General features: G+C 53.8%; 19 protein-coding genes. 7 read left to right on the top strand and 12 right to left on the bottom strand.

The features are described 5' to 3' along the window. Position 1: 1 nt before the first annotated feature. From gldL to QZ554_RS00880, 4 genes are read right to left on the bottom strand one after another with little or no spacing between them, the layout of a single operon-like run. Entirely contained in the window at positions 2-886 is an 885-nt protein-coding gene (gene gldL / locus QZ554_RS00865; protein ID WP_297193498.1) for a gliding motility protein GldL, read from the bottom strand. 31 nt (positions 887-917) lie between these two features. After that, positions 918-2,348 (bottom strand): SUMF1/EgtB/PvdO family nonheme iron enzyme, encoded by a 1,431-nt coding sequence (locus QZ554_RS00870; RefSeq protein ID WP_297193499.1) that lies wholly within the window; start codon positions 2,346-2,348, stop codon positions 918-920. A 15-nt stretch (positions 2,349-2,363) separates the two neighbouring features. Next, positions 2,364-3,320 carry a PorP/SprF family type IX secretion system membrane protein gene (locus QZ554_RS00875; RefSeq protein ID WP_297193516.1) on the bottom strand — a complete coding sequence of 319 codons (957 nt, stop codon included), beginning with the start codon at positions 3,318-3,320 and terminating at the stop codon, positions 2,364-2,366. Between the two features lie 28 nt (positions 3,321-3,348). Next, positions 3,349-3,570 (bottom strand): DUF2795 domain-containing protein, encoded by a 222-nt coding sequence (locus QZ554_RS00880; protein ID WP_005467333.1) that lies wholly within the window; start codon positions 3,568-3,570, stop codon positions 3,349-3,351. A 1,165-nt stretch (positions 3,571-4,735) separates the two neighbouring features. Here QZ554_RS00880 and QZ554_RS00885 point away from each other — a divergent pair. Together QZ554_RS00885 and QZ554_RS00890 are read left to right on the top strand one after the other, a co-directional pair. After that, positions 4,736-4,993, top strand: coding sequence for an SDR family NAD(P)-dependent oxidoreductase (locus tag QZ554_RS00885; protein ID WP_297193518.1), 258 nt, complete (start codon positions 4,736-4,738; stop codon positions 4,991-4,993). Then, on the top strand, positions 4,974-5,519 hold the full coding sequence (locus tag QZ554_RS00890; RefSeq protein WP_297193520.1) for an SDR family NAD(P)-dependent oxidoreductase: 546 nt from the start codon (positions 4,974-4,976) through the stop codon (positions 5,517-5,519). Before QZ554_RS00885 ends, QZ554_RS00890 begins: the two co-directional genes overlap by 20 nt. 372 nt (positions 5,520-5,891) lie before the next feature. On the opposite strand, the gene QZ554_RS00895 is transcribed toward QZ554_RS00890, so the two are convergent. From QZ554_RS00895 to QZ554_RS00910, 4 genes are read right to left on the bottom strand one after another with little or no spacing between them, the layout of a single operon-like run. Beyond that, complete coding sequence (locus QZ554_RS00895; RefSeq protein WP_297193522.1) at positions 5,892-7,121, bottom strand: DNA/RNA non-specific endonuclease; 1,230 nt, start codon at positions 7,119-7,121, stop codon at positions 5,892-5,894. Between the two features lie 9 nt (positions 7,122-7,130). Then, positions 7,131-8,873 carry a BACON domain-containing carbohydrate-binding protein gene (locus QZ554_RS00900; RefSeq protein ID WP_297193524.1) on the bottom strand — a complete coding sequence of 581 codons (1,743 nt, stop codon included), beginning with the start codon at positions 8,871-8,873 and terminating at the stop codon, positions 7,131-7,133. Between the two features lie 40 nt (positions 8,874-8,913). Then, the gene (locus tag QZ554_RS00905) at positions 8,914-9,732 is read right to left on the bottom strand and encodes a DUF5689 domain-containing protein (RefSeq protein ID WP_297193525.1); all 819 of its coding nucleotides are present in this window, start codon (positions 9,730-9,732) and stop codon (positions 8,914-8,916) included. A gap of 11 nt (positions 9,733-9,743) precedes the next feature. After that, on the bottom strand, positions 9,744-12,518 hold the full coding sequence (locus QZ554_RS00910) for a TonB-dependent receptor (RefSeq protein ID WP_297193527.1): 2,775 nt from the start codon (positions 12,516-12,518) through the stop codon (positions 9,744-9,746). Between the two features lie 132 nt (positions 12,519-12,650). Here QZ554_RS00910 and QZ554_RS00915 point away from each other — a divergent pair, with 132 nt between their 5' ends. The 5 genes from QZ554_RS00915 to QZ554_RS00935 all read left to right on the top strand — a co-directional run bounded on the left by QZ554_RS00915 (position 12,651) and on the right by QZ554_RS00935 (position 18,881). Further along, on the top strand, positions 12,651-13,703 hold the full coding sequence (locus QZ554_RS00915; protein ID WP_297193528.1) for an endonuclease/exonuclease/phosphatase family protein: 1,053 nt from the start codon (positions 12,651-12,653) through the stop codon (positions 13,701-13,703). Positions 13,704-14,082: 379 nt separating this feature from the next. Further along, positions 14,083-14,877, top strand: coding sequence for a shikimate dehydrogenase (locus QZ554_RS00920; protein ID WP_297193530.1), 795 nt, complete (start codon positions 14,083-14,085; stop codon positions 14,875-14,877). Next, positions 14,870-17,155, top strand: a complete 2,286-nt coding sequence (locus QZ554_RS00925) for a BamA/TamA family outer membrane protein (RefSeq protein WP_297193532.1) — start codon at positions 14,870-14,872, stop codon at positions 17,153-17,155. The genes QZ554_RS00920 and QZ554_RS00925 overlap by 8 nt, the downstream gene beginning before the upstream one ends. A gap of 199 nt (positions 17,156-17,354) precedes the next feature. After that, complete coding sequence (locus QZ554_RS00930; protein WP_297193534.1) at positions 17,355-18,056, top strand: outer membrane beta-barrel protein; 702 nt, start codon at positions 17,355-17,357, stop codon at positions 18,054-18,056. A 219-nt stretch (positions 18,057-18,275) separates the two neighbouring features. Further along, positions 18,276-18,881, top strand: coding sequence for a GNA1162 family protein (locus QZ554_RS00935; RefSeq protein WP_297193536.1), 606 nt, complete (start codon positions 18,276-18,278; stop codon positions 18,879-18,881). 102 nt (positions 18,882-18,983) lie between these two features. Here QZ554_RS00935 and QZ554_RS00940 read toward each other — a convergent pair whose 3' ends face one another. From QZ554_RS00940 to QZ554_RS00955, 4 genes are read right to left on the bottom strand one after another with little or no spacing between them, the layout of a single operon-like run. After that, positions 18,984-20,294, bottom strand: a complete 1,311-nt coding sequence (locus QZ554_RS00940) for a DUF4302 domain-containing protein (RefSeq protein WP_297193538.1) — start codon at positions 20,292-20,294, stop codon at positions 18,984-18,986. 2 nt (positions 20,295-20,296) lie between these two features. Continuing rightward, entirely contained in the window at positions 20,297-21,448 is a 1,152-nt protein-coding gene (locus QZ554_RS00945) for a substrate import-associated zinc metallohydrolase lipoprotein (RefSeq protein WP_297193540.1), read from the bottom strand. Positions 21,449-21,465: 17 nt separating this feature from the next. Continuing rightward, complete coding sequence (locus QZ554_RS00950) at positions 21,466-23,061, bottom strand: RagB/SusD family nutrient uptake outer membrane protein (protein ID WP_297193542.1); 1,596 nt, start codon at positions 23,059-23,061, stop codon at positions 21,466-21,468. Positions 23,062-23,085: 24 nt separating this feature from the next. Continuing rightward, the gene (locus tag QZ554_RS00955) at positions 23,086-26,151 is read right to left on the bottom strand and encodes a carboxypeptidase regulatory-like domain-containing protein (RefSeq protein WP_297193544.1); all 3,066 of its coding nucleotides are present in this window, start codon (positions 26,149-26,151) and stop codon (positions 23,086-23,088) included. Positions 26,152-26,404: the final 253 nt, after the last annotated feature.

Genomic DNA, 26,404 nt, shown 5'->3' on the forward strand with positions numbered 1-26,404 from the left:
CTTAGCGTGCTATGTGGTCGTCTTGATCGGAGGAAGAGGCGGTGTAGGGGGTATGTGGTGCCCCCGGAGTAGTCATATTCACCGTGAGAGCTTGCAGCAGACGTGCATATACATCGTTGAGCTGGGTGAGCTGCTGGGTAAGGTGTGCGCTCTCCCTGCCGAAGGCCTCGCTGTCGGGTAGTCCTCCTTCGTACATCTGTCGGATATGCTGGAGACCCGAATTGATACGATCGATGGTCTCTACTTGGCTACTGATGCTCTTGAGCTGTAGCTCATAGATGGCATTGAGCCCCGTGACGTTGCGGGCAAGGCTCTCCATCTCCCCGAGGTACTGGGCAGAGTGCTGGCTCATCTTGCTGTAGTCGAGAGCCATCAGTTCGTATCGCTTCGTCATCTCACTGGATACTGACCCGATGCGTGCTAGCTGTGCAGCTGCCTCCCCGAGGCGGTCAATCGCCTCACGCAGGTGCTCCACTTCCTCTGAGGATAGCGTCTGCTGGCTGACTAGTGGCTGTGGACTCTGTGATGCGCATGTCTCGCTCTGGAGGGCTGGAGCACCCTGCTGGGCACGCTGGATGAGAGCCTCTCTGCGTGCGATGGACTCGGAGAGAGGTACCTCCTCTGCTCCCCGAAGTTCGGGAAAGACGGCCTCCCAGTCATAGCTCTTCTCTGGGCGCTCAAAGCCAGAGATGAAGAAGACGACAAACTCTGTGAGCATACTGACCAGCAGTATCTCGTCACCATATCTAATATGTAGGAGCTTGAAGAGAGCTCCGAGGATCACGAAGGCTGCCCCCCAGGAGTAGAACCGATTGAGGATGCGCCTACCTCTCTCACTGGCAAGGAACGTCTCTAGGCGAGAGAGCAGACGGGGATGTGCAGACATATTCAGTAGCTATATCGGGTAGTGGTTGTATTTACTTGGCGAACTCCACGGCGGAGCGTACACAGCGGAAGCCGATGTACGAATGCGCCTCGCTCTGCGCTGCTCGGCTGCGGTTATTGGCCTGTATGTAGCGGGCTATATCCTTCCATGAGCCCCCCTTGATGACCTTCATCGTGCGACTGATGGGATCCTTGAAGTCTACATGGCCACGTAGCTCGGGATTGACATCGTTCACCTTGCGCAGGCCAGAGGCACTCCACGAGGTGCTCGTCCACTCGGCGACGTTGCCTGCCATATCATACAGCCCGAAGTCATTGGGGGGATAGGAGGAGACACGTGCCGTGATGAGGTGCTTGTCTGCGGTGTAGTTCCCATCGCCGGGCTTGAAGTTGCCCAGTAGGCAACCCTTGGGGGCACGAAGACCCTCCGAGCTCCAGGGATACAACAGACTATCTACACCCATACGGGCGGCGTACTCCCACTCGGCCTCTGTCGGTAGACGAAACTCCTCCACGACCTGCCCCTCGGGGAGCTTCAGCCCAGCACGGTAGGTAGCTGTGCGCCAGGCGCAGTAGGCATCTGCCTGCTCCCAGGTCACACCGACGACGGGGTAGTCGTCGTAGCCGGGATGGCTGAAGTAGCGGGTGGTGTAGATCTCGTTGCGGGAGTTGGGGAAGTCATTGACCCAAACCGTCTCATCGGGTAGGACAGGGACTATGTAGGTGCTGAGGAAGTCATATTCGCTCGTCAGCGGACGAGTGATTGTCTCACGGACGATCTTGCCCGTAGCATCTAGGTAGGCTGTGTCCTTGGTGATCAAGACGGGGGCATTAGGCGAGGGTGTCCACTCAGGGTTGGTCTGAGCATGACGTAGCCTATTGCGCCATAGGGCTGCTGCCCGATGGTCGTACCGCTCGTAGCGGTAGTTGAGCTGTGCAGGATCTAGCTTACGCTCTCCTGTGATGGGATTGGTGTAGTAGAGGCTTTGTAGGGCACGAAGCTCTTCGTCTGAAGCTCGCTTCTCCGAGGGGATCGGGCGAGACCAGTCAAGTCGTGGGGGGATGGGCTCACCGTATTTGTCCTCGGTGATCTTGTAGCTCTCATCACCTCCGTAGGCTGGGTCGGCTAGTCGCTCTCGTAGGATCGAGTCTCTTACGTAGTAGACGAACTGGCGGTACTGGGCATTGGTCACCTCGGTACGATCCATCCAGAAGGCATCTACCGAGACCCCACGTGACTGTGCGGGATCTCCCCATAGGCTGTCTGGACGCTGCTCCCCCATGTGGATGTGTCCCCGAGGGATGAGTACCATGCCGTGTGGTGCAGGTTCATTCCACGAGGTAAGTCGTGCCGCCCTCACCTCTGCTCCTCTCGGGCTACGGGAGGAGCCGCAGGAGGCTACGAAGCCTAGTAGGAGTAGAGTCAGTAGGAGGTCGCCTCCCCGATGAAAGATCTTCTTCATCTCTTGTCGTTTTGATTAGAGTAGCCGCACGCTCTTGTAGTGCTGTGGCTTGCCCCTCTGCCTAGATAGGGGGAATGAGTAGCTGATCAGGAGCTCGTGGTGGAGCTGCCCCCGATGCTGTGTAGAGAGCTCCCCCTGATAACCTAAGTAGAGCCTAGAGAGTGAGGCTCCTATCTGGATGCCTACCGCTCTGTCCCAGCGGTAGACGGCACCGAGGACGAAGCGTCCCCGCCACCATGCCCTTAGCCCCAAGTCACCACGATAGCCACCGCCCTCGTGGTATATGCCGAGTAGTGAGCCCTCCCAGCTTAGTCCCGTGGAGACCTGCCCGAGGCGGTAACTGATGCTAGCGGAGTAGCTCCGTGGGAGGTGGAGCTGATAGCGATCCGTGAGGTAGACCTCGGCACCTAGTAGATGCTGGGCGGACAAGCCTATGCTAAGACCTGCCCCACGCCAATAAAGACCCAGACCAAGGTCAAAGGCTTTGCCCTCGACCTTCGTCGTCGGTAGCTGGGGGTCGGTGATCCCTTCCTCCAGTGCTCGTGCTCCGTCGAAGGCAGTACGAGCGAGTACACCCTCCAGACCTATCTGTAGTCGCCCACCGAGTAGCTCCTGTAGCCACGCATAGCGAGCGGCAAACTCCGTGCTGGAGGTAAGTCCCCGAGTGCTATTCATCACCCCAGCTCCTACCCCATGCTCCCTACCGAGGAGGCTGATAGGCAGATCGGTCATAGCCCCATAGAGGCTACTCTGTCGCTCCTCGTAGGTGTACAGACCTAGGATGCGCTGCTCGTCACTGAGGGCGATAGCTGCAGGGCAGATGTAGGCATGAGCCTCCTGCCACTGCCTCACGAGGGGCGACCGCTGGGCATATAGGCACGTGGGTAGCCCCCCGAGGAGGGAAAGGAGCGCAAGAGCCCTCATCGGTCGTCCTCGGGTCAGGAGGCGTGAGACGGTGAGGGGGCGCTTCATCTAGGGCGTGCTGGTAGAGTAACTGGAGCTAGTACTCCTCCTCGTCGAAGAAGAAGTCTTCCTTACTTGGGTAGTCGGGCCAGATGTCCTCGATTGATTCGTAGAGTTCGCCTTCGTCCTCCATCTCTTGTAGGTTCTCTATGACCTCAATGGGGGCGCCGGAGCGCTGTGCATAGTCGATCAGTTCGTCGCGGCTCGCGGGCCATGGTGCATCCTCGAGCTTAGAGGCGAGTTCTAGAGTCCAGTACATAGTTATTTCTTTGTTTATAAGTCGTTTTATAGGTGAAGACCACGTCTTCGTACTAGGGTGCAAAAATAACAATTATTCGGACACTATCCTCGTAACCCCGTCTGTGCTCTAGGTGAGATGTGTGGTCTCTTTTCGTATTCTCTACTTTTCGCTCTTGGGGATATTATTCCATGTCTAAGGGAGTCTTATCTGTATCTATGGAGTGCTTAGGTCTTCGCCCCGAGATCTACATACGAGAGAGCGCTAACGGGGATATACTTAGAGCGAGGTAGTGTACACGCGTGTATACAACAGTGTACACATGAGTACACTAGTGTGTACACACGTGTATACTTTATCTCTCCTAGGTGATGGGTATATGCTTGGTAAATATGTGCTTAGGTGTAGGTGTTCCTATCGTCGATGTATGCTCCTTGATCATATTGCCCTTGACCTCTAGTGATCAGTTCATGTGTCAGCTCTGGTCTGCGTCCCCATAGACCTAGTGGGGAGTCGGTGGGGGCGCATATATAGCCTGTGATCCTCGTCCTCATGTGGTGCTAAGTCTGAGGATAGTGGGGTAGCTAAAGATCCCCCCTTCGTGGTCTGCTCCTCCCACACCATTTCTTCGGGTGCCTGGGGTACACCATCCTTATATCCCTCCTGATAGATGCCTCTATTGAAGGCTTTAGCCTCCTTTCCTAGATCGTTACCCTCCCTCTATGTACCTAATGGGTAGGGGAGATCTATTGTCGTTACTCGCTCTGTCCTCGTAGGATTGTATCCTCTCGATCAGCCCAAGGATAGGGATCATGTATGCTGGTCGTGATGTATTTGAAGCAGGCATTCTGATGGCCCTAGAGTGGACACGTAATGATCGAAGGAGAGGACTCGGTATCCTCGCCTCGGTCACCTTACATAGGTGATGGGTGCGCACATACCGAGTCCTATCACACGCTCTCGGTATGTCCTCTGAGCCCCTCACGATGTGTGCGATACAGAGTGAGTTAGCTGGAGGGTTTTGTGGGGTGCTGGAGAGAGCTATGAGGGTGGGGTCGGGTTCACTTCATCTAAATGGTGGGAGACAGCCAACATCTCTACCTCTCCGTTTGTTTTCTTCTCATAGAGCAGTACCCCACACGCCTACTGCCCAGGTTATCATCTAATAGACAAATAGGTAGGTACAATGAAGAAAGTAGCACTCATCACTGGAGCCTCCAGCGGTCTAGGTCGTGAGTATGCCCGTGTGCATGCCTCACGTGGAGGGGATCTTGTCCTCGTGGCTCGTCGCTTGGATCGGCTTAATGAACTGAAGGCGGAGCTAGAAGCCCAGTATCAGGTAGATGTCCTCACCCTCAGCTATGACCTCTCACGCCCCGAAGCCCCAGCAGATCTACGATGCCCTTGCAGATCGGGGAATAGAGGTGGACTATCTCATCAATAATGCTGGGCTCGGGGGGCAAGGGAGCTTCGCCGAGCGTCCCATAGAGGAGGAGATCAACCTAATCTCGGTGGATATCCTCGCTCTGACTCGCCTCACCAAACTCTTCCTCCCTGACTTCCTACGTCGGGGGACAGGGCGCATCCTCAACGTCTCCTCCACCGCTTCGCTCCTCCCTGGCCCCTACCAAGCCACCTACTTCGCCGCAAAGGCTTACGTAACCTCGCTCTCCGAGGCTCTATGGATGGAGACCCGAGGGACAGGTGTGACCGTGACGAGTGTCCTCCCCGGTGGGCTGAGCACGGAGTTTGGGATGGCCGCTGGTCTGGAGGGTACGGGACTAGCCCAGGCACTCACTCAGAGTCCCTACAAGGTCGCCCTAGATAGCTACCGAGCAATGCTCCGAGGGAAGAGGAGGATTATATCAGGTGTGACTTGGTCACAACGGCTAGCCCTGAAGATGATCCCCTTTGTGCCGAAAATCTTTGTTCTGCTGGCTGCGATGGGATTGAACAGGAAGGATGCTTAGTGGTGGGAGCTCCCCAGCTAAGCTCTACATCCCACAAGACGATAAGCAATGGGAGGAGAAGGTTAGCCCTATCGGTGCTGTTCTGTGCTCCGCCTTCCTCTCAAGACGATAAGCAATGGGAGGAGAAGGGGAAAGGAAGTCTTGCCAGCAGAGCCCTGTGCTTCGCTCGCTTCACAAGGTGATAGGGGAAAGATGGAGGAGAAAGGAAGCCTTGCCCGTGATGCATTGTGCTCCCCCTCCTCTTAACTACGATAATTGAAGAGGCGCAGTCCCCAGTGTTAGGGGGACTGCGCCTCTTCGATTAGTGGTATGTCTATAGGGTCTTCCTATGGAGAATAGGCTTTGTCAGCACTTGACCCTATCCTAGCGTGACTACATGCCAGGCCAATGGGCACGTACGCGAGGATCAGAGGGATCCTCTGCTTCGAACTTGTTCTCTATCTCGTCAGGGAAGTTATGGAAGAGGTCGAAGCCTAGCTTCTTCTCTAGTTCGTCGATGGAGATGGCGACCGTCATCATAGGGGTCTTCATATCCCATTCCTTGTGCTCCAGCCAGAAGGCTAGACCATGGTAGGTAGCTCCCTTCTTGACGACCATAGCCATCCAGTAGTACTTGGGGACGACGATACGCCCCTTGACCTTGGTGTTCTCTACTTGGTCGTCACGGATTGTACCGCCCTTAGCGACATAGAGGACGTCACGGAAGCTCTTGTTGCGCCCCCAGTCCTGCACCTGCTTCTCGAGCTTAGCCCAGTACTTCTGGTTAAATGAGGGGAGCTGTGGGCTCATATTGCTGTAGTAGAAGGTCTGCATGTTCGCCTCCCGACTATAGACTCGGTCATGGGAGGCTACTAGATGGCCACGATCGTAGCCACTGTTCTTGAACATGCTCTCCGTCGAATACTTTGAGGGGATCTCAGGATCCCAAGCCCAAGCATCGGTACGCTTGACTGCCATCGCTGAAGTGACATCATCGAAGGTGAAGCAGACGAAGCGAGGGTGACGCTTATCGACATCGTACTCTAGAGAGAAGTTCACGACGTTATTCGCCCTGTGGGTGATATAGTAGTTGTTCGATCCTCCAGCTAGAGCAGGAGCCTCGAGGAGGGTCACATCACCCAAGATATGCTCTCCCTTTGGGTCTGTCGTCGGAGGATTGGGTTTGGGGTCAGGATTAGGAGTAGGAGGTGTAGCAGCTGTACCCTGCTGTGTGATGATAATCGTATCAGCCAGTGAGCCTGAGCGGACGATGAGCTTAGCCTCACGAGCCTGCCCGAGGTTCTTCGACAGCTGTACTGCTATATCTACAGGACTAGCCGAGGCCTGCCCACGGGTACGCTCTAGGGTGATCCACTCCTTCGCTGTCTCAGGAGACAGATGTAGCGTCCAGTCGGTCTCGGACTGCAGACGTACGAAGAAGTTGTCCCCCGCACTGGTAGCTGTCTTTACCTTGGAGGTCGAGGACGGAAGGTGTAGCTGCAGTGGGGTCGTTCGGCGTATGGGCTGCTCCTTACGCTGTGTCGTGCAGGCCATAGCTAGAGCTATGACGCTGCCGACCATCAGCGATAGGAGTAGGGTATAGAGTTTCTTAGGGGAGGTCATAGAGTAGACTTATCTTTTGTTGAAGTACTTCTCAATGAGCTCTACCAGCTTGTTCTCATTTGCTTTGCCTATGCTGGTTGATTCCCACTGATTGGCATCGAAGGTCGTCGCTGGAGCATTGATCTCGATCTTGCGGTGTAGGAAGACGTCCTTGCCCGCACCGACATTCCCATTGAGCCATATATTGGGGTAGGAGCCAATCACATCAATGATATTGTCGCCCTTCTTAAGCGCGAGAGGATCGTTACCATTGAAGTTGATGACACTCTTGTCCTTTATGCCCTGTGTGTACTTTTGAGCATCTGTGTGCTGATAGATCATAAAGCCCTTTGCAGGAATCTTGCCTTTGAGCTTGAGATCATGGGGCTTGCCCGCCTTATCCGTGTGGCCATCTGAAGTGTATAGCTGCATCACGAGGGTGTAGGCGCTGAGGTCGATCTCTTGGTCTGTAGGGTTGTAGAGCTGAATGTACTTCTCGTAGCTAGTCCCTTCGGCATAGACTACGATCATGAGGTCTGCTGTCCCAGGTGCTGGGGGCGTAGGAGGGTTAGGCGTGGGAGGCGTGGGAGGCTCTGGGTTGGGGGTAGGGGGTGTAGGAGGATTGGGAGTACCACCATTATTCTCCGTACAACGAGTACCCTTCAGACCGTCGAGATCCTGGAGGTTACGTATCCAGAGGTTGTAGTAGCGAGTCTTGACGTTCTCCTTTTCAGATACACTGGTTTGGATGATCCCTACGATACGTCCGTTCTTATCTGGTGTGATGGCAGAGCGTAGCGCCTCAGGAGCATGACCTGAGATGGGAGCAGAGAGTATGCTGACACCCTGTGGCGTAGCTGTGACGCAGTCGGTAAGGTTATTGAAGTATGGGCTAGGAGCCTTACCCCCTACGCTCTTGTTGGGGTTAAGGGCTTTACCTGGTGTCTGGAACTGAATGCCGTCTACGGCGATGAGGATATTGTCGTACTTGCCTGCATAGATATCGGCTAGGGTCACCGTCTTAGGCTGGATAGTGATGACTTCGCTAGTAGCTGTCACTGCTGCTTCGTCTGCCACGGCACTCATATCGAGCTGGAGTGAGCCCTCTTTATAGCGAGAGACCTTACCACCCTTGGCCTTGATGGCGAAGACTGTGCCTGGCTTCCATGCCTTATTGGCAGCAGACTTGAGTCGCACGGTGATACCGACCTCACCAGCCTGTAGGATGATGTTCCTATTTGTGGCGAAGTTGTTGCTCTCGATGTCCGTGATGAGGGATGCCTTGAGTATGATCTCTTCGTCTACGGTTACTTCCTTGCCTTGGTCATACTTCTTGATGAAGTCTGCTAGGGCAGTCTCTGCACCTTGGTTGCCACCGCCACCGGGGGTGTCGCCCGAGGTTTGCTCGATGGTGTAGATCTCGGTGATGCCGCTGATCTTGAAGATAATCTGTGCTCGGCGAGCCTGAGCCGTGCTGTTGGGGAGCACTCGCACCGTGATGTCGAGGACACCAGCTTCCCCAGAGGTGGGGTTGATGCTGACCCAGTCAGCTGTGGAGCTTACCTCCCAGCGTCGGTTGGTCTCTAGGTGTAGGGTGAGTGTCCCCCCTTCTTTGGCTAGAGAGAAGGTCTTGTCGGCCTTCCCATCCTTGGTGATGGAGTAGGTGGGCTTGGTGTAGGTGTCATCGTTGTTCTTACAGGACGAGAAGCCTACGGATAGTAGCACACAGCTCAGAGCGGTGAGCGACCAGCGAAGAAGTGCTTTCTTAGTCATCTTGCGAGGTGTTATAGGGTTGTACGGAAGTGTATTCGTCCTAGAAGCGAGGAGAGGAGAGCTGGACGTCATGCTCTCGGAGGATCAGGAGCTGAGGCGTGTCCCTGAAGTAGGTGAGTAGGGCGACGATGCTCCCTGAGCCCTCAGGCAGGGTCTTACCTGCGAACTTGGCATAGCTACTGGTGCGTACGATGAGGGTCTTGCCAGAGCGATCGGTGAGGGTACGATTGACGTTAGAGACCTTGGTCTTCTGCTCGGGGCTCGCATAGGTCTGCCCTAGCTCCGAGGAGACGAACTGTACCCCCTCTATACGTACGAGTGTGGAGGCGTACTGCTTGCTGAGCTGATCGATGGTGAGCGTACGGGGCTGAAGCGCCTCTGCACCTAGGCGATGTAGGGCTAGGGGTACGAGCTTCTCGGGGTAGAAGGCCGTCTCGTACTTGGGGTCGCTGGAGCGGTAGCCTAGGCCAATCTGTCCCCCGTAGGCTCCGAGGGTGAGCCCCTGACACAGCAGGAGTACTCGTGAGCCCTGCGGGTAGAGGGTGCTGAGGCTACCCATGGCGAACTTCAGCTCGATCCCGCCCGTCTCGTCCTGTATGAAGCAGCTCTTGTAGAGGTTGCCCTCACTATCATCCGATGCCATGACAGCGGAGACGACGACAGGGCTACTGAGGGTCACACCTCCCCGCTGATAGAGTGCCTTGAGCTGGCTGATCGTATGTGTAGGTAGGGGGAGCTCCTGGCCTGGGGTAGCAGGCTTGTAGCTGGGGGCTGGTACCTCGTTGTACTTCTCACAGCTCACCAGCGATAGGGTGCAAAGTGTGAGGAGTGGGAGGATATACTTACCTAGAGATCTCATAATCACAAAGCTTAGAATTGGAGGGACGTGTTGAAGAAGAAGGTCGTCCCATATACATAGGAGATCTTACTGTCGAAGGGCTGATGAAGCTGCTGCACCCCATTGTCGTCACGTAGCGTACGTATGCGGAGCTGCTCGTAGCCACTGTTGGGCAGACGCTTGTTGTTCAGTAGGTTGCTCACCGAGAGATTGAAGCGTAGATAGGTGTTGTAGTTGAGCCTCCAGGAGTAGCTGGCGAAGACGTCCACCGTGAAGCCATCTTGTAGCTTCTCAGGCAGGATATATCGCTCGGGCAGTGCACTACGGCCACGGTCGGTACGTACCAGCGGTGCCATAGAGACGAAGTTGCGACCAAAGTAGTTGGCATTGATCCCGAAGTTGGCATACCAGGGCGAGTAGTACGTCAGCCCTAGGGTCGCAGCAGTCTGTGGAGTACCGCTGATGTTGAGCCCCTTCCAGTAGACGATATCCTGGTCTACGATCTCGTTGGAGTTATCGATGGTCTGGACATAGGAGGGGTTATTCGCATACTTGTATTGCCCGAGAGCCAGAGCTGCATTTGCCGTGAGGGTGGGGGAGAGCTTAGCCTCGAGGCCGAGCTCGACACCAGCGTGCTGGGTAGCAATACCTGTGATGGAGTAGTTGGAGAAGGAGGCACGGGCATCGTCGTAGAAGTTCACGTTCTGCACGTGGTCGGTGATACGGGTGTAGAAGGCTGTCACTCGTCCTCGGAGCCAAGGGAGACGTACCGAGTAGGAGGCCTCTGCAGTGAGTATCTTCTCGGACTTGGGGTTGCTGATATAGCTATCTCGTGTCCTAGGGGAGATGAAGAGGTTACGGAATGTAGGAGCCTGCTCGATATACCCGAGGTTAGCCTGCAGGTAGTGGTGCCCCGTGATCTTGTAGGTTGCACCTACCTTGGCTGCTAGGTCATTGAACTTAATGTGGTCTGAGTAGCCGAAGGAGTTGTCAGGGAATAGACCTCTACGCTGCTTTCCATCACGCTGTAGGGCTGTGTGGGTGTAGCTGAGTGCCGTGTAGGCATCTAGTCTAGGGAGGCGGTAGGTGAGGTTGAGCCAAGCTTGGTAGCGGTTGATACGAGAGTCGTAGTCGTAGCTAAAGCGATCCCCCTTCTGGACAATGCGGTCGGGGTGGTTGAGGTCCACCTGACTCTTAGTCGGATCTCCACCGAAGTCTCGCTCAGCGAACTTATCGATGTCGTAGACGAAGTCTGCCCCGAGGAGGTCTGCTACCTCAGAGTAATTCTCGGTGACGTTGGTACGTGCATTCCCTCCTGCGTTTACTTCGAGCCAAGAGAGGGGGAGCCAGTCCATCGTGGTAGCCCAAGCGAACTCCCTCTGGTCTGTATGCCGGTCTTCGACCATGTAGAGAGCCTTCTTCCCTGTGGCTAGGACTCGCCCAGAGGCATCCCGTACGGTCGTCTGATTGAGTCGGTTGATCTCATAGAGACGATCCCAGTCGATGTACCTCATGTTGGGATCACTATGCCATAGCTCCTCGTAGCGAGCAGCGGCAGAGGGATCCTGAGCATTGGGGTCTGCCATGCGGGTGAAGTAGGAGGGGAGGTAGCGGTAGTAGTCGGGGCGAGGGTCTGGAGCATTATACCAGTTCAGCGCTGAGTAGGCATTCTTCCCAAAGCGATAGCTGAAGGTGGTGTGTAGGTGGAGGTTCGATAGCGCATTGGAGTAGTAATGGTTGAGCTGTAGGATGGGCTCGTGGTTACTACGTACTCGAGCATTACGCCATTTCCCTCCTTGACGACCGATGTTAGGGTTGTAGAAGTTTGAGCCAACTAGGTCGTAGGCCTCTTGGGTAGAGGCGCTGGCTACCCCTCGGCGAGTGGGAGCACCTAGTGCGATGAAGCTCACGCTGTTCATCTCGTCAAACTTCTTTTCGATCCCGAGGAAGTAGCTCCAAGCATCATAGAATTGCCCTCTGACGTAGGAGTATTGTCCGCTGCCGGCTCTGCGGGCTGCGCTCAGGGCAAGTGACCAGCCCCCCTTCATCTCGCCTGTTGTCCAGGTGAAGGCTAGGCGTCCCGTATAGGTACGGTTGCTTAGCGAGGCTGTCGCTCTACGCTGTGCTCCGTACATGGAGGGACGCATTGTCACATTGTTCGTTACGCCTGCGTTACCGAAGGATGAGGCTATAGGCTCAAAGCTCTGTGAGGTCTCCTGTAGACGTGTCACATCGTTGAGCCCACCCCAGAGTGACCAGGGGGAGTAGCCAGTGTTCAGATCATTCATCGCTACCCCGTTGAGCATCTGCTCGCTGTACTGGGAGTCGAAGCCTCTGTTGCGGAAGCGTGCTGTGCTGAAGACGTAGCCAGAGGCATTGAGGAATGGATCCTTGGAGGAGGTCAGCAGGGTTACTTTATCCTGCGTGCCTACCTCACCATCATCGACCTCATCGGTTAGGAGGAGGTCGTCGTAGAGACTCTCTCTCCCCTGTGGTATAGGCGTGAGTCTAAGCTCGGTGGGTAGGGTGGTGTGAAACTGGTCTTTCACGTACTCGATTTGTCGGGTCTCGTAGCCTCCGGCACTTAGGGTGAGGGTGTAGCGTCCATTAGGAAGGTCGGAGAGACGATAAGAGCCATCCTTAGCCGTCTTTAGGCGCTTCGAGACGGGGCCATAGATGCTGATCGTAGCCTGGGCAATAGGCTTACCGCTCTTGCCGTCTAAGACCTTCGTCCCCTCGGTCTGCTGTGCTAGGGCTGTACCTCCTAGGAGGGAGGCACATACAAGTGTGGTAATAAGTTTGTTCATGCGTCTGCACGTATAGGCATAATACCCTTCTATAAGGGATAGCAGGGCAATATAGCGAGTGATAATTATTACTTTTGCACCATAAAGGTATATAATATGCTGGATATTCACTAATTAAATACACCGATAAAGATGACTCGACCCTTTCTAGCACTTCTGCTTACGATCTTTCTGTCAGTTCATAGCCTTTCTGCGCAAGCCAAGAAGCAGGTGCGCCTTACCGTGGCCTTCTACAATCTAGAGAACCTCTTCGATACCATCGATGGAGACAACAATGACGAAGACTTTCTCCCCAATGGAAAGAACCAGTGGACCCAAGAGAAATACAAACAGAAGCTCCACAACATGGCCTATGCCATCAGTCAGATAGGCTCTAAGAATGGCCCTGATATCATCGGCCTGTGTGAGATAGAGAACCGCCAGGTACTCCAGGATCTACTTGCCGAGCCAGAGCTTCGTGACTTGGGCTATGAAATCGTTCACTTTGACTCTCCAGACAAGAGAGGCATAGACTGCGCACTCTTCTATCGGTCTAAGTACTACCAGCTGCTAGATGCCCGTCCTCACCCCGTACGTCTCAAGGGCGAAGAGTACATCAAGACACGTGATGTCCTTGAGGTCAATGGCCTGCTTCTTGGTGAGCCTGTCTCCTTCCTCGTCTCTCACTGGCCCTCTCGTGTCGGTGGCGAACAAATATCGCTACGTCGGCGCATGCAGGCAGCACAAGTCATGCGATCTGTCACAGACTCCCTACTACAGGCTAACCCTGCGCACAAGGTCATCCTAATGGGGGACTTCAACGACGATCCTACCTCACCCAGCGTTGTGCAGGGACTAAAGGCCAAGGTAACTCCCGAGGATCTCGCCCCCGAGGATCTCTATAATCCTATGGCTAAGATCCACGCATCAGGGCGTGGCACGCTCGCCTATCGTGATGTATGGAATCTATTTGATAACCTTGTGGTGACTGCTAACCTCGTCGGTGGAGCTGATACCTCTCTCCATCTCCTACAAGACAAGAAGAGTGGGGACTATGCCTATATATATAGTGCTGACTTCCTCACGCAAAAGACGGGGCACTTCAAGGGCTATCCCTTCCGTACCTTCTCCTCGGGGCGTTTCCAGGGTGGCTATAGTGACCACTATCCCGTCTACCTCTATCTGACCCGCACGATCGAGGAATAGCATCGTAGCCCTAGAGGCTAAGGCGGCTCTCCCCTTTCGCTATCTCATAAGGAGACCTTTCCCCGAAGGCTCCTAACCTACCGCTGGTGTACCTCCCCGCAAGGGCAAGGCACACCAGCGGTAGTCATTCTATCCCATCCTTTTATGTCTCTGTCTTTCCTCACTGCTGGAGGTAGTGGGGGAACCTCTTCGCAGGTACCCTCGCTACCTCCTCAGAGGTTATGGGGAAACCTAAGATGAGGCAGTGGGCATACCTCGGGAGAGGCAGCTTAGAGGCCTTGTATAAAGCTCCGTTATGAGCCCCCAAAGGCTGTGCTGGGCAAGGTGGCTGGGGGAGCAAGATACGAATTGTTGTATTTTTGCTCCATCGACAGAGCAGATGGCACCACAGAGCGGACAGGATCACGAGAGTAGAGCCCCAAGAGGCTCGAGGCGCAAGTACGGCTTGATAGGCCGGACACTTGCCCACTCGTTCTCCCCTAGATACTTTGGTGACTTCTTCGCTCGTGAGGGTATTGATGCGAGCTATCTGCCCTATGAGCTAGCCTCGATCGAGGAGCTCCCTAGCCTGCTTGCCCGAGAGCCCGATCTCTGTGGTCTCAATGTCACGCTCCCCTACAAGCGGGAGGTACTTCGCTACGTGGACGTCCTGAGCCCAGACGTAGAGGCGCTACAAGCGACCAACGTCCTTCGGATCAGACGAAGTGCCACCGGTCAGACTCAGCTCTACGGCTATAATACAGATGTGGAGGGCTTCAGACGTTCTCTGTCTATCTGGCTAGGTGGTCAGAGACCACGAGCATTAGTCTTCGGGAGTGGAGGGGCAGCCTCGGCTGTACTTCGTGCCTTGTCCTTGCTTGGGTTAGAGGGGCAACAGGTCAGCCGTCACCCTCGCCAAGGGATGGTCGCCTATGAGGAGCTCCGAGGGGGGCTAGCCGAGGAGTGTCGGCTGTGGATCAATGCCACCCCTATCGGGCTTTGTCCTGGAGAGCTCCTTCCCCTGCCCTATGAGGCTCTGTCAGATCAGCACCTCTGCTACGACTTGATCTACAATCCTTCCCCTACAGCCTTCCTCCAAGAGGCTCAACAGAGGGGGGCTCGGATCAAGGACGGACTTGAGATGCTCTACATCCAGGCGGATGAAGCCTGGAAGATATGGACTATAGATGAATAAGTATAAGTACTCGATCCTAGCGCTGCTGGTCAGCCTCCTCGTCACCTCCTGCTCGACGACCAAGTATGTGCCCGATGGGAGCTACCTCCTCTCTAAGGTCACCATACGGGTGGACTCCCTCTCGACCTACGAGCAAGAGCAACTCGGAGAGCTGGATCTATATCTCACCCAGCAGCCTAATGCCCGTCTCCTTGGTCTCGTCAAGTGGACACTGGCCGTGTACAGCCTAAGCAACCCGAAGAGCAATAGCTTCGTCAATAGACAGCTCCGTAAGTGGGGGGATCCCCCAGTGCTGTATAGTGAGCAGGAATCAGAGTTTGGCCGTGCTAACCTTACTGCCGCTATGTACAACCTCGGTTACCTCAATGCCGAGACGACGCTATATACGGATACGACAGCCTACAAGAAGGCTAAGCTCCTCTATCGTATCCAGCCAGGCCCCCGATACTATGTGGGGAGGGAGGAGGAAGTCCTCTCCGATAGCATCATCCATCCGCTCCTGCATCCTCGGGATAGCCTTCGGCAGAAGAAGCTCTTCCGAGGTGAGCAATATACCTCCTACTTAGCCCCAGGATCGGTGCTGTCGCCTCAGAATATGCAGCTCGAACGTGAGCGTATAGCCTTGATCTTGGCTAACCGAGGCTACTATGGATTTTCCTCCGATAGTGTCCGCTACGAAGTGGATACACTGGAGGTGAATGATGGTTGGGTACGCAAACTAATCGCCGTGCCCTCCACTACCTACCGCATAGGCAAGGTGACACTACGGCACGAGGGGAACGATCGGAGCCTTCCCTTTAGACGAGATACCTTGGCAGGCATAGCCTTTGAGATTGACCCCGAGCACTACGTGCGCCCAGGAGAGCTCGCTCATCGCATCTGGGTACGCCCAGGAGCAGACTACTCCCTGCAGAACACCTCCCGTACCTATGCCGCTCTATCCGACCTCGCACCTATGAGGAATATCTCCGTGCGCTATCAGGTAGACAGCCTCTCGGGAGACTCTACGCTCCTCAACTGCGATATAGTGACAGGTGCGGAGCCGAGTAAGAGCTTCAGTGGGGATGTTGTCGGGACAAATTCCTCGGGGAACCTAGGGGTAAGTGCTTCGCTGACCTTCCAGCACAACAACCTCTTTAGAGGAGGTGAGCAGCTGCAGCTACAGGTGCGAGGTGGGTATGAGTCCTTCCGCAGCCGAGTCAATGACCACTTTAGCTACGGGATGGAGACTTCGCTGACATTCCCGAAGCTCCTTGTGCCCTTCCTCTACACACGTGGCCCCTCTACCTTCCAGTCGGCTACGAACTTTCAGGCGAGCTATGATTACCATGGCCGCCCTGAGTTTAGCCGAGATATCTTCTCCTTTGAGTGGGGATACAGCTGGCATAGTCACTACACTCCCGCCTACAAGCATCACCTGAAGGTGCTGGATCTGAACTTCCTGCACTTCGCCTATATCAACGAGAGCTTCCGCAAGTCGATGCCCTTGATCACACAGATCCTGAACTATCGGGATCAGTTCGTCCTTGGTGCTTCTTACCTCTTCCGCTATAACTCGCTGAATGACTATCGTCTCTCTTCCTCCCCCTGGGTACACAACCTTAGACTCTACCTCCAGTCCTCTGGGGCAATGCTCTATGGACTGTCTCAGCTAACCAACCGGGAGCGTGATAGCTACGGATCATACCGTCTCTTTGGGACTAACTTTGCTCAGTTCGTAAAGGGGGAATTCGATTACAGTGGACTTAGGAAGCTGAGCGAGGGGAACTCCTTCGCCTATCACCTAGGGTTGGCACTGGCGGTGCCCTATGGGAATAGCCAGTTTGTGCCCGTAGACCTCCGCTACTTCGCTGGGGGAGCCAATAGCATACGAGGCTGGAGTGCCCGTAGCCTTGGCCCGGGGAGCATGCCCCGATCTATGAGTAAATCCATCTTCGACCAAGTGGGGGACATCAAGCTGGAGCTCAATGCCGAGTATCGGATGCGTATCCTTGGCCCCATACAGTTGGCTCTCTTCGCAGATGCAGGGAACGTATGGACGATACGTCCGTATGAGAACCAACCTCAAGGGGACTTCAAGTGGCGGACCTTCTATCGGGAGATAGCGCTGGCGGCTGGGATGGGGCTACGCTGGGACTTCGAGTACTTTGTCCTGCGCTTCGATACGGGGGCAAAGGTGTATGATCCACAGGTGGAGAATGGTCGTCCATGGGTAATCACCTACCAAAGTCCACGAGATCTACTGGCACTACACTTTGCCATCGGCTATCCTTTCTAATGAGGGTGTGCCCCCACAGAGAGGGCTAAAGTAGAGGGTTAGAAGGGGAAAGACATCAGGGCTTTCCTCGTAAACATATATAGAGATAGTATTTTTGTGTACCTTTGTAGAGTTACTACTATGTGTGCAGGGTACCTAAATCCTTCACTAAGGAGTATCATCGTTATCCAATAATAACAACATTATTAATATCTTAGACATGCAGCAATTTAAACTATTCGCTCTAGGAGCACTGCTTCTAGCTGGCTTCGTTAACAATGTGTCAGCACAAGAGCTTGGAAAGATACGCTATCGTGTGGAGGCTGGTCCTACGCTCTCCAAGGTCTCAAACTTTGCACTTGACCACCTCAATGATAGCGGTAAGGGTCTTATCAACTTCCGTGCAGGGGTCAGCTTTGCTCTTCCCTTTGTCCACACACCCTTTACCCTAGCTCCAGGTATCTTCTTCAACGGTCGTGGTGAGAGACAGACTGGCAATCGTAACAACGCACCTAAGCCACTAGCTAAGCTTCAGACCTACGCTGTGCAGGTGCCTGTGGACTTCTCCTTCCGTATCATCACTGTAGAGGAAAACCAGCACGTCTTCCTAAATGTGACTCCCTATGCTTCCTATCTCCTCAGCGCTAAGATTACTCGTGGGGGTAGCCCTATCATAGATGTAGCAGGTGACCCACTTAACGTCGCCGAATACGACCTCCTCGCTGAGGGAACCGCTAAGAAGTTCGAAGCAGGGCTTCAGGCTAGCCTTATGTATCGCTACAGCAGCCTCTACGTGCGTGCTGGTATCGAATTCAGCGTACTCAATCAGCTCTCTGGTGAGGGTAGAGATGGGCTCTTCGGTAGAGATACTGGTGCTTCGCGCTACGTATCAAGCTTCCTGACTGTAGGCTACGAATTCTAACCTACACCACTCCTATACTTCCCTGCACTGACGTAGGGACGGATGAGCCACCTAATGGGATTATATAATAGTGCCCATTAGGTGGCTGTCTTTTTTCTATCAGTATATCCAGAGATGCCTCGACACCACCGACACATGCGTCTTTCCCTAATTGCATTATTAGGATTGCTTCTACTTGCTCTGCCATCCTGTCGCTCTATGTACCCTCATAAGCGCGCTATGCTCTATCCTCGTATGTATGGGGAGAGTCCAAAGACAATCCTCCTGATACCACCTATCGACAAGACAGGGTGGCTGGACCTTCGAGACCAGCTGTACGCAGGGCTGGCTCCGATACTGACCAGCCGAGGATACTACGTCTACGCTCCCTCCTTCACAAGCGAGTATCTTCGAGATAAGAGCCTGCTACGTCCAGAGGAGTATCTAGGGAAAGACCTTGAGCCCTTCCGCAAGATCTTTGGGACGGATGCTGTGCTCTTCACAGTGATTCATCAGTGGGACCAGCATCTGAACGCCGAGCTAGAGTTCGAGGTTCAGTACATACTCAGATCCACTAAGAGTAATGAGATCCTCTATACAAGGGAACTCAAGGGGCGCATCGATAGACGTGTGCTAGCACAGGGGGAGGAGCGTGGATTCTTCGATTGGCTCTTCCATTTCTTCGTTAATGCTGTTGGAGCAGGACTCAAGGGTAAGCGTTCAGCTATCGATCAAGTGAATAGAGGGGCCTTCTCAGACCTGCCTCTAGGGTCTTATCACCCCAAGTATGGGAAGGACGGCAGTACGGGTGCTGCTCCCTCTCGTATCCCAGATCTAAAGCTATAGACTCTCTAGTATCGGAGTAAATGAATCGCCCCAAGGCTCGAAGCCTTGGGGCGATTCATTTAACTGAGTTGTGGGTAGGTTTAGCCTACCTGCACCTAGACATTACTGTACCTTGCACCAGAATTCATCATTGTCCTTCGGCGAAGTCAACCAGTGATAGCCATGTCCATCCGTAGCTTCACTGACCGTATAGGGAGAGTAATATAACAGATTCTCTAGTAGCCACTCCTGTGCACGACGAGCGTAGAAATAGGACAAGCCGTACTGAATGATACGTACCGTATGGAATTGGTTAGGCTCACCGTAGATAGACGTAAAGTCTAGGTAGTAGACTGGCTGGAAGCTATCCCAGAGATCCCCCTTTTCGCTTATTTTTAGCCTCATAGAGGGTCTAGAGACATCAGGCGTCTGACCAAGGTCAATGAACTCCTTATACTTCGCCTTGTAGGTATCGCTCCATTGAATATCGTTGGCTGTATTAAAGACGCTGAGTGCCTGGTCACTCGCATAGCCCTGGTGGAAGTATAGGCGTAGATAGTCCTTCGTCAAGTCATACTTACCGAGCTGTAGGGCTAGCTTACTCTTCCCGTCAAGGGTCGTCATAGTAGCCTTATCCTTGTCTAGTTTTAGCCCCTCAAGGGTCTCGCCACCTAGGGTGAGAGGCTTGATAAGCTTGATGCCTTCGTCTGTATAGTAGAAGGGGTGTAGCTCGGACTTGTCATCGTAGCGAACCCACAGCTGGCGAGCAAGACCAAAGATGGAGAGTGCTACTTGCTTCCCTCCAAGCTGGAGGGGGGCAAGAGCCTTACCCGTCACAGCCTGCTTGATGACCTTTGTCCCCTCTAGGTAGGCCTTGGTGTCCCCCTTGAGGCGGATCATCTGCATCTTGTTGTTCGTACGACAGCCAGTGAGATAGATTACATCCTTGTCGGGGCTGACCTTATCCACGGTGAACTCATAGTCTCCGTTGTAACCATTGGGGAGCCCCCAGTCAGGGTCGGAGTAGTAGTTCAGCGGCTTGTTGTATGTGTCGAATGTCAGACGAAGGCCTGAGTTATGGGAGAAGTGATAGTTGGAGGTAAACTCCGTCTGGTAGATCTGCTCCGTCCCAGCACCTGGGTTCTTGGGATCCTTGGGTACCTCTACCGTCTCTCCGTATTCCTCGGAGGCGATGGTAGCCTCCTTGTCGGAGATGAACTTCATCGAGAGGTTGATCCCCCCATGGTTCCCCTCGTCGGGGATGAGGATGAGCGACCAGCCGTACTCACTGGAGCGAAGGAGACTGATGATCTCCTGCTCCTGCTGAGTGATCACTGTCGCGGCATAGTCCTTGCCACTGGGCATCTCTTCGTACTGGCTGCATGCCCCTAGGGCGAGTGCTAGAGCCAGAGACCAAATATGATAGTAGTGCATAGTTAGTATCCTGCTGGGTATTGGGTGAAGTCCTTATAGGGGATTTGGTAGAGCTTCTCGAGTGCCTTCTGGCGGATGGCATCGAGGTCGGTATGGTACTCGTCACGGATGTACTGCTTCATGATGGCGAGCTTCTGTAGGATGATCTCCTTGCCCGTGTACTTGGCGCTGGGGCGGATCTTTGCGTCTGCATACGCTAGGAGCTCATCCCACTCGCCATCGGAGGATAGGACATAGGTGGCGAAGAGCTCTGCGAAGTCTTCGTCGGCATCAGTACTAGCATAGTCACTAACGAACCCCGCGTGACGTGAATCCTTACCGTTACGCCACCAGTAGGAGAAGGCATCCTGCTTCTGATAGTCTAGTGCAGAGAGCTTGTCGTACTCAGGTGGGTAAGCACGCTCCTCATGGAGCGTATGGGCAGACTCGTGGAAGAGGGTACTGATGTAGCTGCTACGCATACGCTGCTCGAGCTCAAGTGTAGCTGTCTTGATGTGCCCCTGGTACTTCTCACCAGACAGTTCCTCTTGCTCGTACTTGGGTGTCAGCTCATCCTTGAGCTTCTTCTTCTCATCCTCAGTGAGCTCTTGCCCAGTCTTGTCCTTAGCCTCCTTATTGCGTCTCTCGATCTCAGCTGTCACACGCTTGGAGGCAATCCAGTAGGCATAGTCCTTAGCTCGAGTATCGAGCCTCGTCCTATCGATATGAGTATTCAGCTCATTGATATTGTACATCCAGATCATACCCTGTGGTGCTGCCCCAGCCATACGCCTGTCCATAGCGTAGCCGGAGGAGCCATAGAGGTTGACGAACTTGACGGTATGCCTCTGGGCATAACCCTCGGGAGCTGCTTCCTTGTAGGTCTCGAAGAAGACGAAGTCAATGAGGTTGAGGAACTCTATTGCCTTCTCTTCCTTGACTGGGGCTAGGAGGTAGCGACGGTCGGTCATCTTATCGTCGTAACGATAGTCGATGCTGACGTTGTACTTCTCGGCGAAAGCCTTCTGTATATATCTATCTAGCCTCGTCAGCCGGCTTACATCCTCGGTATCGATGACCTTGCGGTCGGGCTTAACCCTATCGATATCGGAGCTACATGAGGCGAGTGCTCCTAGGGCGCAAGCGATGACGAAGGGGAATATTAGCTTCTTCATAGCTGTTTCTTATTGAGTTACTTCGTAGGGTTCTGAACGATGCTACCCTTGATCGCCTGCTGGGGGAGAGGTATAGCCTGGCGAGGGTCACGATCACCGAGCTCTGCGGCGACACTGTAGTTGCTGTTCTTGTTGATACGGCGGTAGATGGTGATGCCGTAGCGCTTGATGTCCTGCCAGCGTAGTCCCTCGTGTAGGGTGAGGATACGACGACACTGCAGTACGTGGTGTAGGAGGAACTCTTCATCACCTGCCGTGATGGTGAAGTGTGGGTTGAGCTTCTTCTTCATCGTAGGGCGTACCTTGGAGTCGTAGCTAAGCGCCTTATAGAAGGCGATGATCTCATCCTTTGTGAAGGTCTTCTTACGTGGCTTCTGAGCGTTGTCGCCATCGTTGAGGTAGCGAGAGGTCCAGAGGTTGAGGTCTGCCACCCCCTCATCGTACTTCTTCTGGTGGATACGAGCCTCAGCACGTACCAGCAGGGTCTCGTCTGTGGTCAGCGGGGTATCCATCGTCTGGTAGTCGCTGCTAGGGAAGGACGGGAGCTTGGCCTGCACCGTCTTGTTGATATTCCCCTCCACATAGATGAATGGTGCGAAGTAGTAGGCATCGCTCTGTCCCCAGATATTCTGAGCGAAGAGAGTCTCATTCTGTGTCAGTTCCTTGGCCTGAGTGAAGCGGGACTGGTAGTAGCTCGTACCGCTCGTTGTCTGCCATTGGTAGGAGCTATAGGTGGAGACAGAGAGTAGGTTGGCAGCTAGCTTCGTGTCGTAGTAGGCGAGTGCATAGGCCTTTTCTGTACGAGGGATTGTGGTAAAGAAACTCCAGTCTCGCAGTACGAGGGAGGGATTGTTCCCGAGCACCTTCGTAGCATATTCCTCAGCCTTGGCCCAGTCCTGATAGTAGAGGTAGAAGCGAGCAGCGAAGGCATAGGCGGAGGTGGGGTTGAAGTGGAACTTCTTAATGTCCTCGCTGTAGTTCGATGGATAGCGCTCGAGCAGTGCAATACCCTCCGTGAGGTCACTCGCTATATGCTGGTAGGTCTCAGCTAGGGTACCACGTGGATAGTCGGGCTGTAGACTCACTACACGCTCTGCTACGTAGGGTATACCTAAATCCTTAGAGCTAGTCTGAGGATCGTAAGGTAGGCAGAAGGTATTGGCGAGCTGGAAGTGAGCCCAGGCTCGTGCCACGAGTGCCTCTCCCTTGCTCACCATCGAGATATTGTCTGTCAGTCCTAGAGAGGTGACCTTTTGGATGACTTCGTTCGATAGAGCTATGGCATAGTAGCTACTCTGCCAGAGCTTGTATGGGGCGTCATAGTAGTCATCAGCATTGTGGATAGCCTTCCAGTAGGCAGCATCCTCGGCGAAGGTACTGGTATTGGGGTTACCCGTCCCGTCGTCTAGGATATTATCCGAGGAGAGCTCGGTGAGGAAGTTGATCGAGCTGGTTGGGTAGGCTCCGATGAGTAACTTCTGTATCTGAGTTGGTGACGTTGGATCTACCAGGTCAGAGTCTGGATTCTCACTTAGGAAGGCATTACATGAGCTCATCAGTAGAGGTAGAGCGAGTGCAAGTAAGCCACACAGTGGGCGAATTCTTAGCTTCATAATTCTCTCGTATTATGATGATGACTAGATGCCTACGGTACAGGTGAAGATGATCGAGTGGGGCTCATAGCCATAGGGTAGAGCACCATTGAGCTTCTTGTCTGAGTAGATCAGGAAGAGGTTGGAGGCCTGTAGCTTTAGATCTACGGAGGAGAGGAAGGTCTTCTCCAGTACAGGCTTGGGGATGCTATAGCCTAGGGTGATATCACGTAGCTGGATGAAGTCTAGGCGGGCGATGCGGACATCAGAGTTGTTGTAGCTGGTGTAGGCATTCGATAGGGTAGGGTTCTTCTCACGCTGTGCGGAGGTGGGGAGGCTAGGTACATTCGTACGTTCCTCATCTCCAGCCTTGATCCATCGGCGGTTGAACTCATGTCCGAGGGCGTAGTAGTCACCATAGGTCGTACCAAACTGGCTAGATAGACGCTGCACTGCACCGAAGGAGTAGAGGACATAGACGCTGAGGCTAAAGTCCTTCCATCGGAAGGCATTATTGAAGCCTCCTTCGTCGATAGGCCTTCTTGTACCTGAATGCTTGAGGTAGTCTAGGTTTGTCGTGGCACTGTAGTTGATGTGGTCACGCTCAATCTTCCCTTCGGCATTGTAGAACTGAGGGAAGCCCTCAGAGGATAGCTTGTAGAAGGGAATCGAGAAGATCGACTGCAGGGGATAGCCCTCACGTGCAGCTCCAGAGGAGCTTACTAGTGTGGTGACGTCTGGACGCGAGTTAAGCTTGGTGACCTTGTTCGTGTTACGTGAGTAGGAGAACGTGCTGGTCCAAGCGAAGTCCTTCGTCCTAATGTTTTGTGTCGTCAGAGAGAGTTCAACGCCCTTAGCAGTCATTGAGGCTACGTTTCCATAGAGCTTGAAGAATCCACCTGTCCCCTGGTTGTAGGAGACGTCCACGAGGTCACGTCCCTGACGTGAGAAGAGGCTGAGTGAGGCAGAGATGCGATCCTCAAGGAAGCCTACATTGACGTCCCAGTTCAGCTCATACATCTTCTCATAGGTGAGGTCATGGTTCGCTGGCTGGTCGATATAGAGCTCTGTCTCACTGATACCGTTGGGACGGAAGGGGAGATAGGGCTTGATACGCTGATTGGAGTTGTAGACGAAGGGGAGCGTAGCGGTCATCCCGTAGGAGAGCTTTGTGGAGAGCGAGGATAGAGGTCTGAGATGCTCGAAGAAGGGTTCACTCGTGACATCCCACCCGAGAGCTACGTTCCAGGTAGGCATCCAGCGGGCGATAGTAGCCTTCCCATACTTATTGGTTCCTTCATAGCGGAATGAAGCATCCAGGGTGTAGCGGCCTAGGTACTGGTAGGAGGCACTCCCTACAAAGGCGACGTTGCGGTCGATCGTCGTAGTGCGCTTGAAGTAGTTTTCACTTCGGTCACGTAGCCAACGGAAGATCAGTGGGTCGTAGGTCTGCAGCTGACCGAGGTCAAAGTTTACCCCATACTCATTATGCCAGCCATTACGCTGCATATTATCATAGAGGTCTGATCCGACGGTCGCTGTGAGAGTGTGCTTCCCTCCATCGAAGCTGTCGGTGTAGATAGCACGGGCCATCACGTCTACCTTACGTGAGAGATAGTCCTGCACTGTACGGTATCCACCTGAGGGCATGACTGTCTGAGGCAGTGCATATATGTCCTCGGCAGGCTTGTAGAGGTAGGGATTGTTACTACGGATGAGACGCTTGTCCATGGCACGGAATCGCTGAGCGACATTGGAGTGCTCAGTACGAGTGAACTCATACGCCACACTATTGACCTGAAGCGAGGTGACGAGGGATGCCCTGAACTGACGGATGGGGTTCCATTCAAGAGAAGCCTGGAGACGGAGATTGAGATCGTCATCGTCTCGGTAGTTCTGCTGTAGCTCGTTCTTGATGTTGAAGGGGGTGTATTTATATCGGTAGTATGTGTTTGGATCCATCGTACGGGATAGGCTCTTAGCCTGCTCTAGGGCAGTGAAGTCATTCCCTCCATGGTATTGGCCGTAGGAGGCATTTGCTCTCATCCCGAAGGTCCAATTCGCTAGGGGCTTAAAGGTTGCGTTCAGTGAGAAGAAGTAGTCTCTAGAGTGTGTTTCCCTTGCCCATCCTGGGTCTAGCGTGACCCCCAAGGTCGCATAGTAGGAGGCCTTCTGGCTACCTGAGTTGAGGGTGATGGTATGCTGCTGCTTGATGCTGTTTTGGAAGAGCTCCTTGAACCAGTCTGTATTCCTTAGCTCGGCTTGTCTTAGGTAGGCGAGCTGGCCTGCGCGGGTGTTATCTTGGTAGAACTTCCCATTCTCGTACTTGATCGAGTTGTCGTACATCCACCCGTAGATCCCGTAGGTGTCTTTGTAGAGGACATTCTCGGGGGTTAGTGTTCCTCCAGCCTCTAGCTCCTTCATCATCGACAGGTGATCCTGTGAGTTGAGGATATTGAACTCCCGATACGAGGGGCGGAAGCGGTAGGTGAGCTGCGAGGTATAGCTGAGGAGGTTCGTCCCTTGCTGGGCCTTTCGTGTGCGGACTGAGATCACCCCCCCGGTAGCTTGGTTCCCATAGAGGGCTGTGGCGGAGGCATCTGTGATCACGGTGAAATCCTCGATGTCACGCTCCGAGAGCCCAGGCAGGGCAGCTGCTATGATACGGTGGGCATCGGGAGAGGCGAGGTCGGCCGTGTTGAAGTCCTTGTCCTGCTTGTAGGCGACTCCGTCGATAACCCATAGGGGGTAGTACTTGGTGTTAATAGAAGTCGTCTGGCGCATAGTCGTCACGGCAGAGTTCTTCTTATCGACATTCTCTAGGGTTACCTCTAGGGGCTTGTTGGTAGCAATGACTTCTGCGGTCTTCTTTCCTGTCAGGGTAAATACGAGTACTGCCTGCTGAGGAGTCTCTAGGGCAAATTTACCTTCTGAGTCCGTTGTGGTGCGCTTGGAGTTATCTAGTTTGACGGTGACGGAGACGTTAGGCAGGGGTGTTCCCTTGGAGTCTCGTACCGTACCACTCACTCGAAGCGTCTGAGCACAAACGATACCCATAGAACTGATCAGGAGGACCAAGCTCAAGATCAGACGACGTAGTCTAATAGTCATAATCGGATAGATACGTTTATTGGTTAGTGCTTAGTTGCATAGCAAATATAGCTAAAAGATATTAAAATGTAAAGCCTTGAGTGTGATTTACTTCTTATAGAATTTAAAGAAGTGAAAGAGCCCCCGAATGTAGGGAGTCTCCGCAAGGTTGAGCATGTGTTTACTTACTCCATATATTATATTATGTGTGCCAAGAGAGGTGGGATGGGCAAATCTTGTGGTAGAGTAGTAGGTATGTGTGGCTGGAAAGGAT

Source organism: uncultured Porphyromonas sp. (assembly GCF_915070105.1).
Classification (GTDB): domain Bacteria; phylum Bacteroidota; class Bacteroidia; order Bacteroidales; family Porphyromonadaceae; genus Porphyromonas.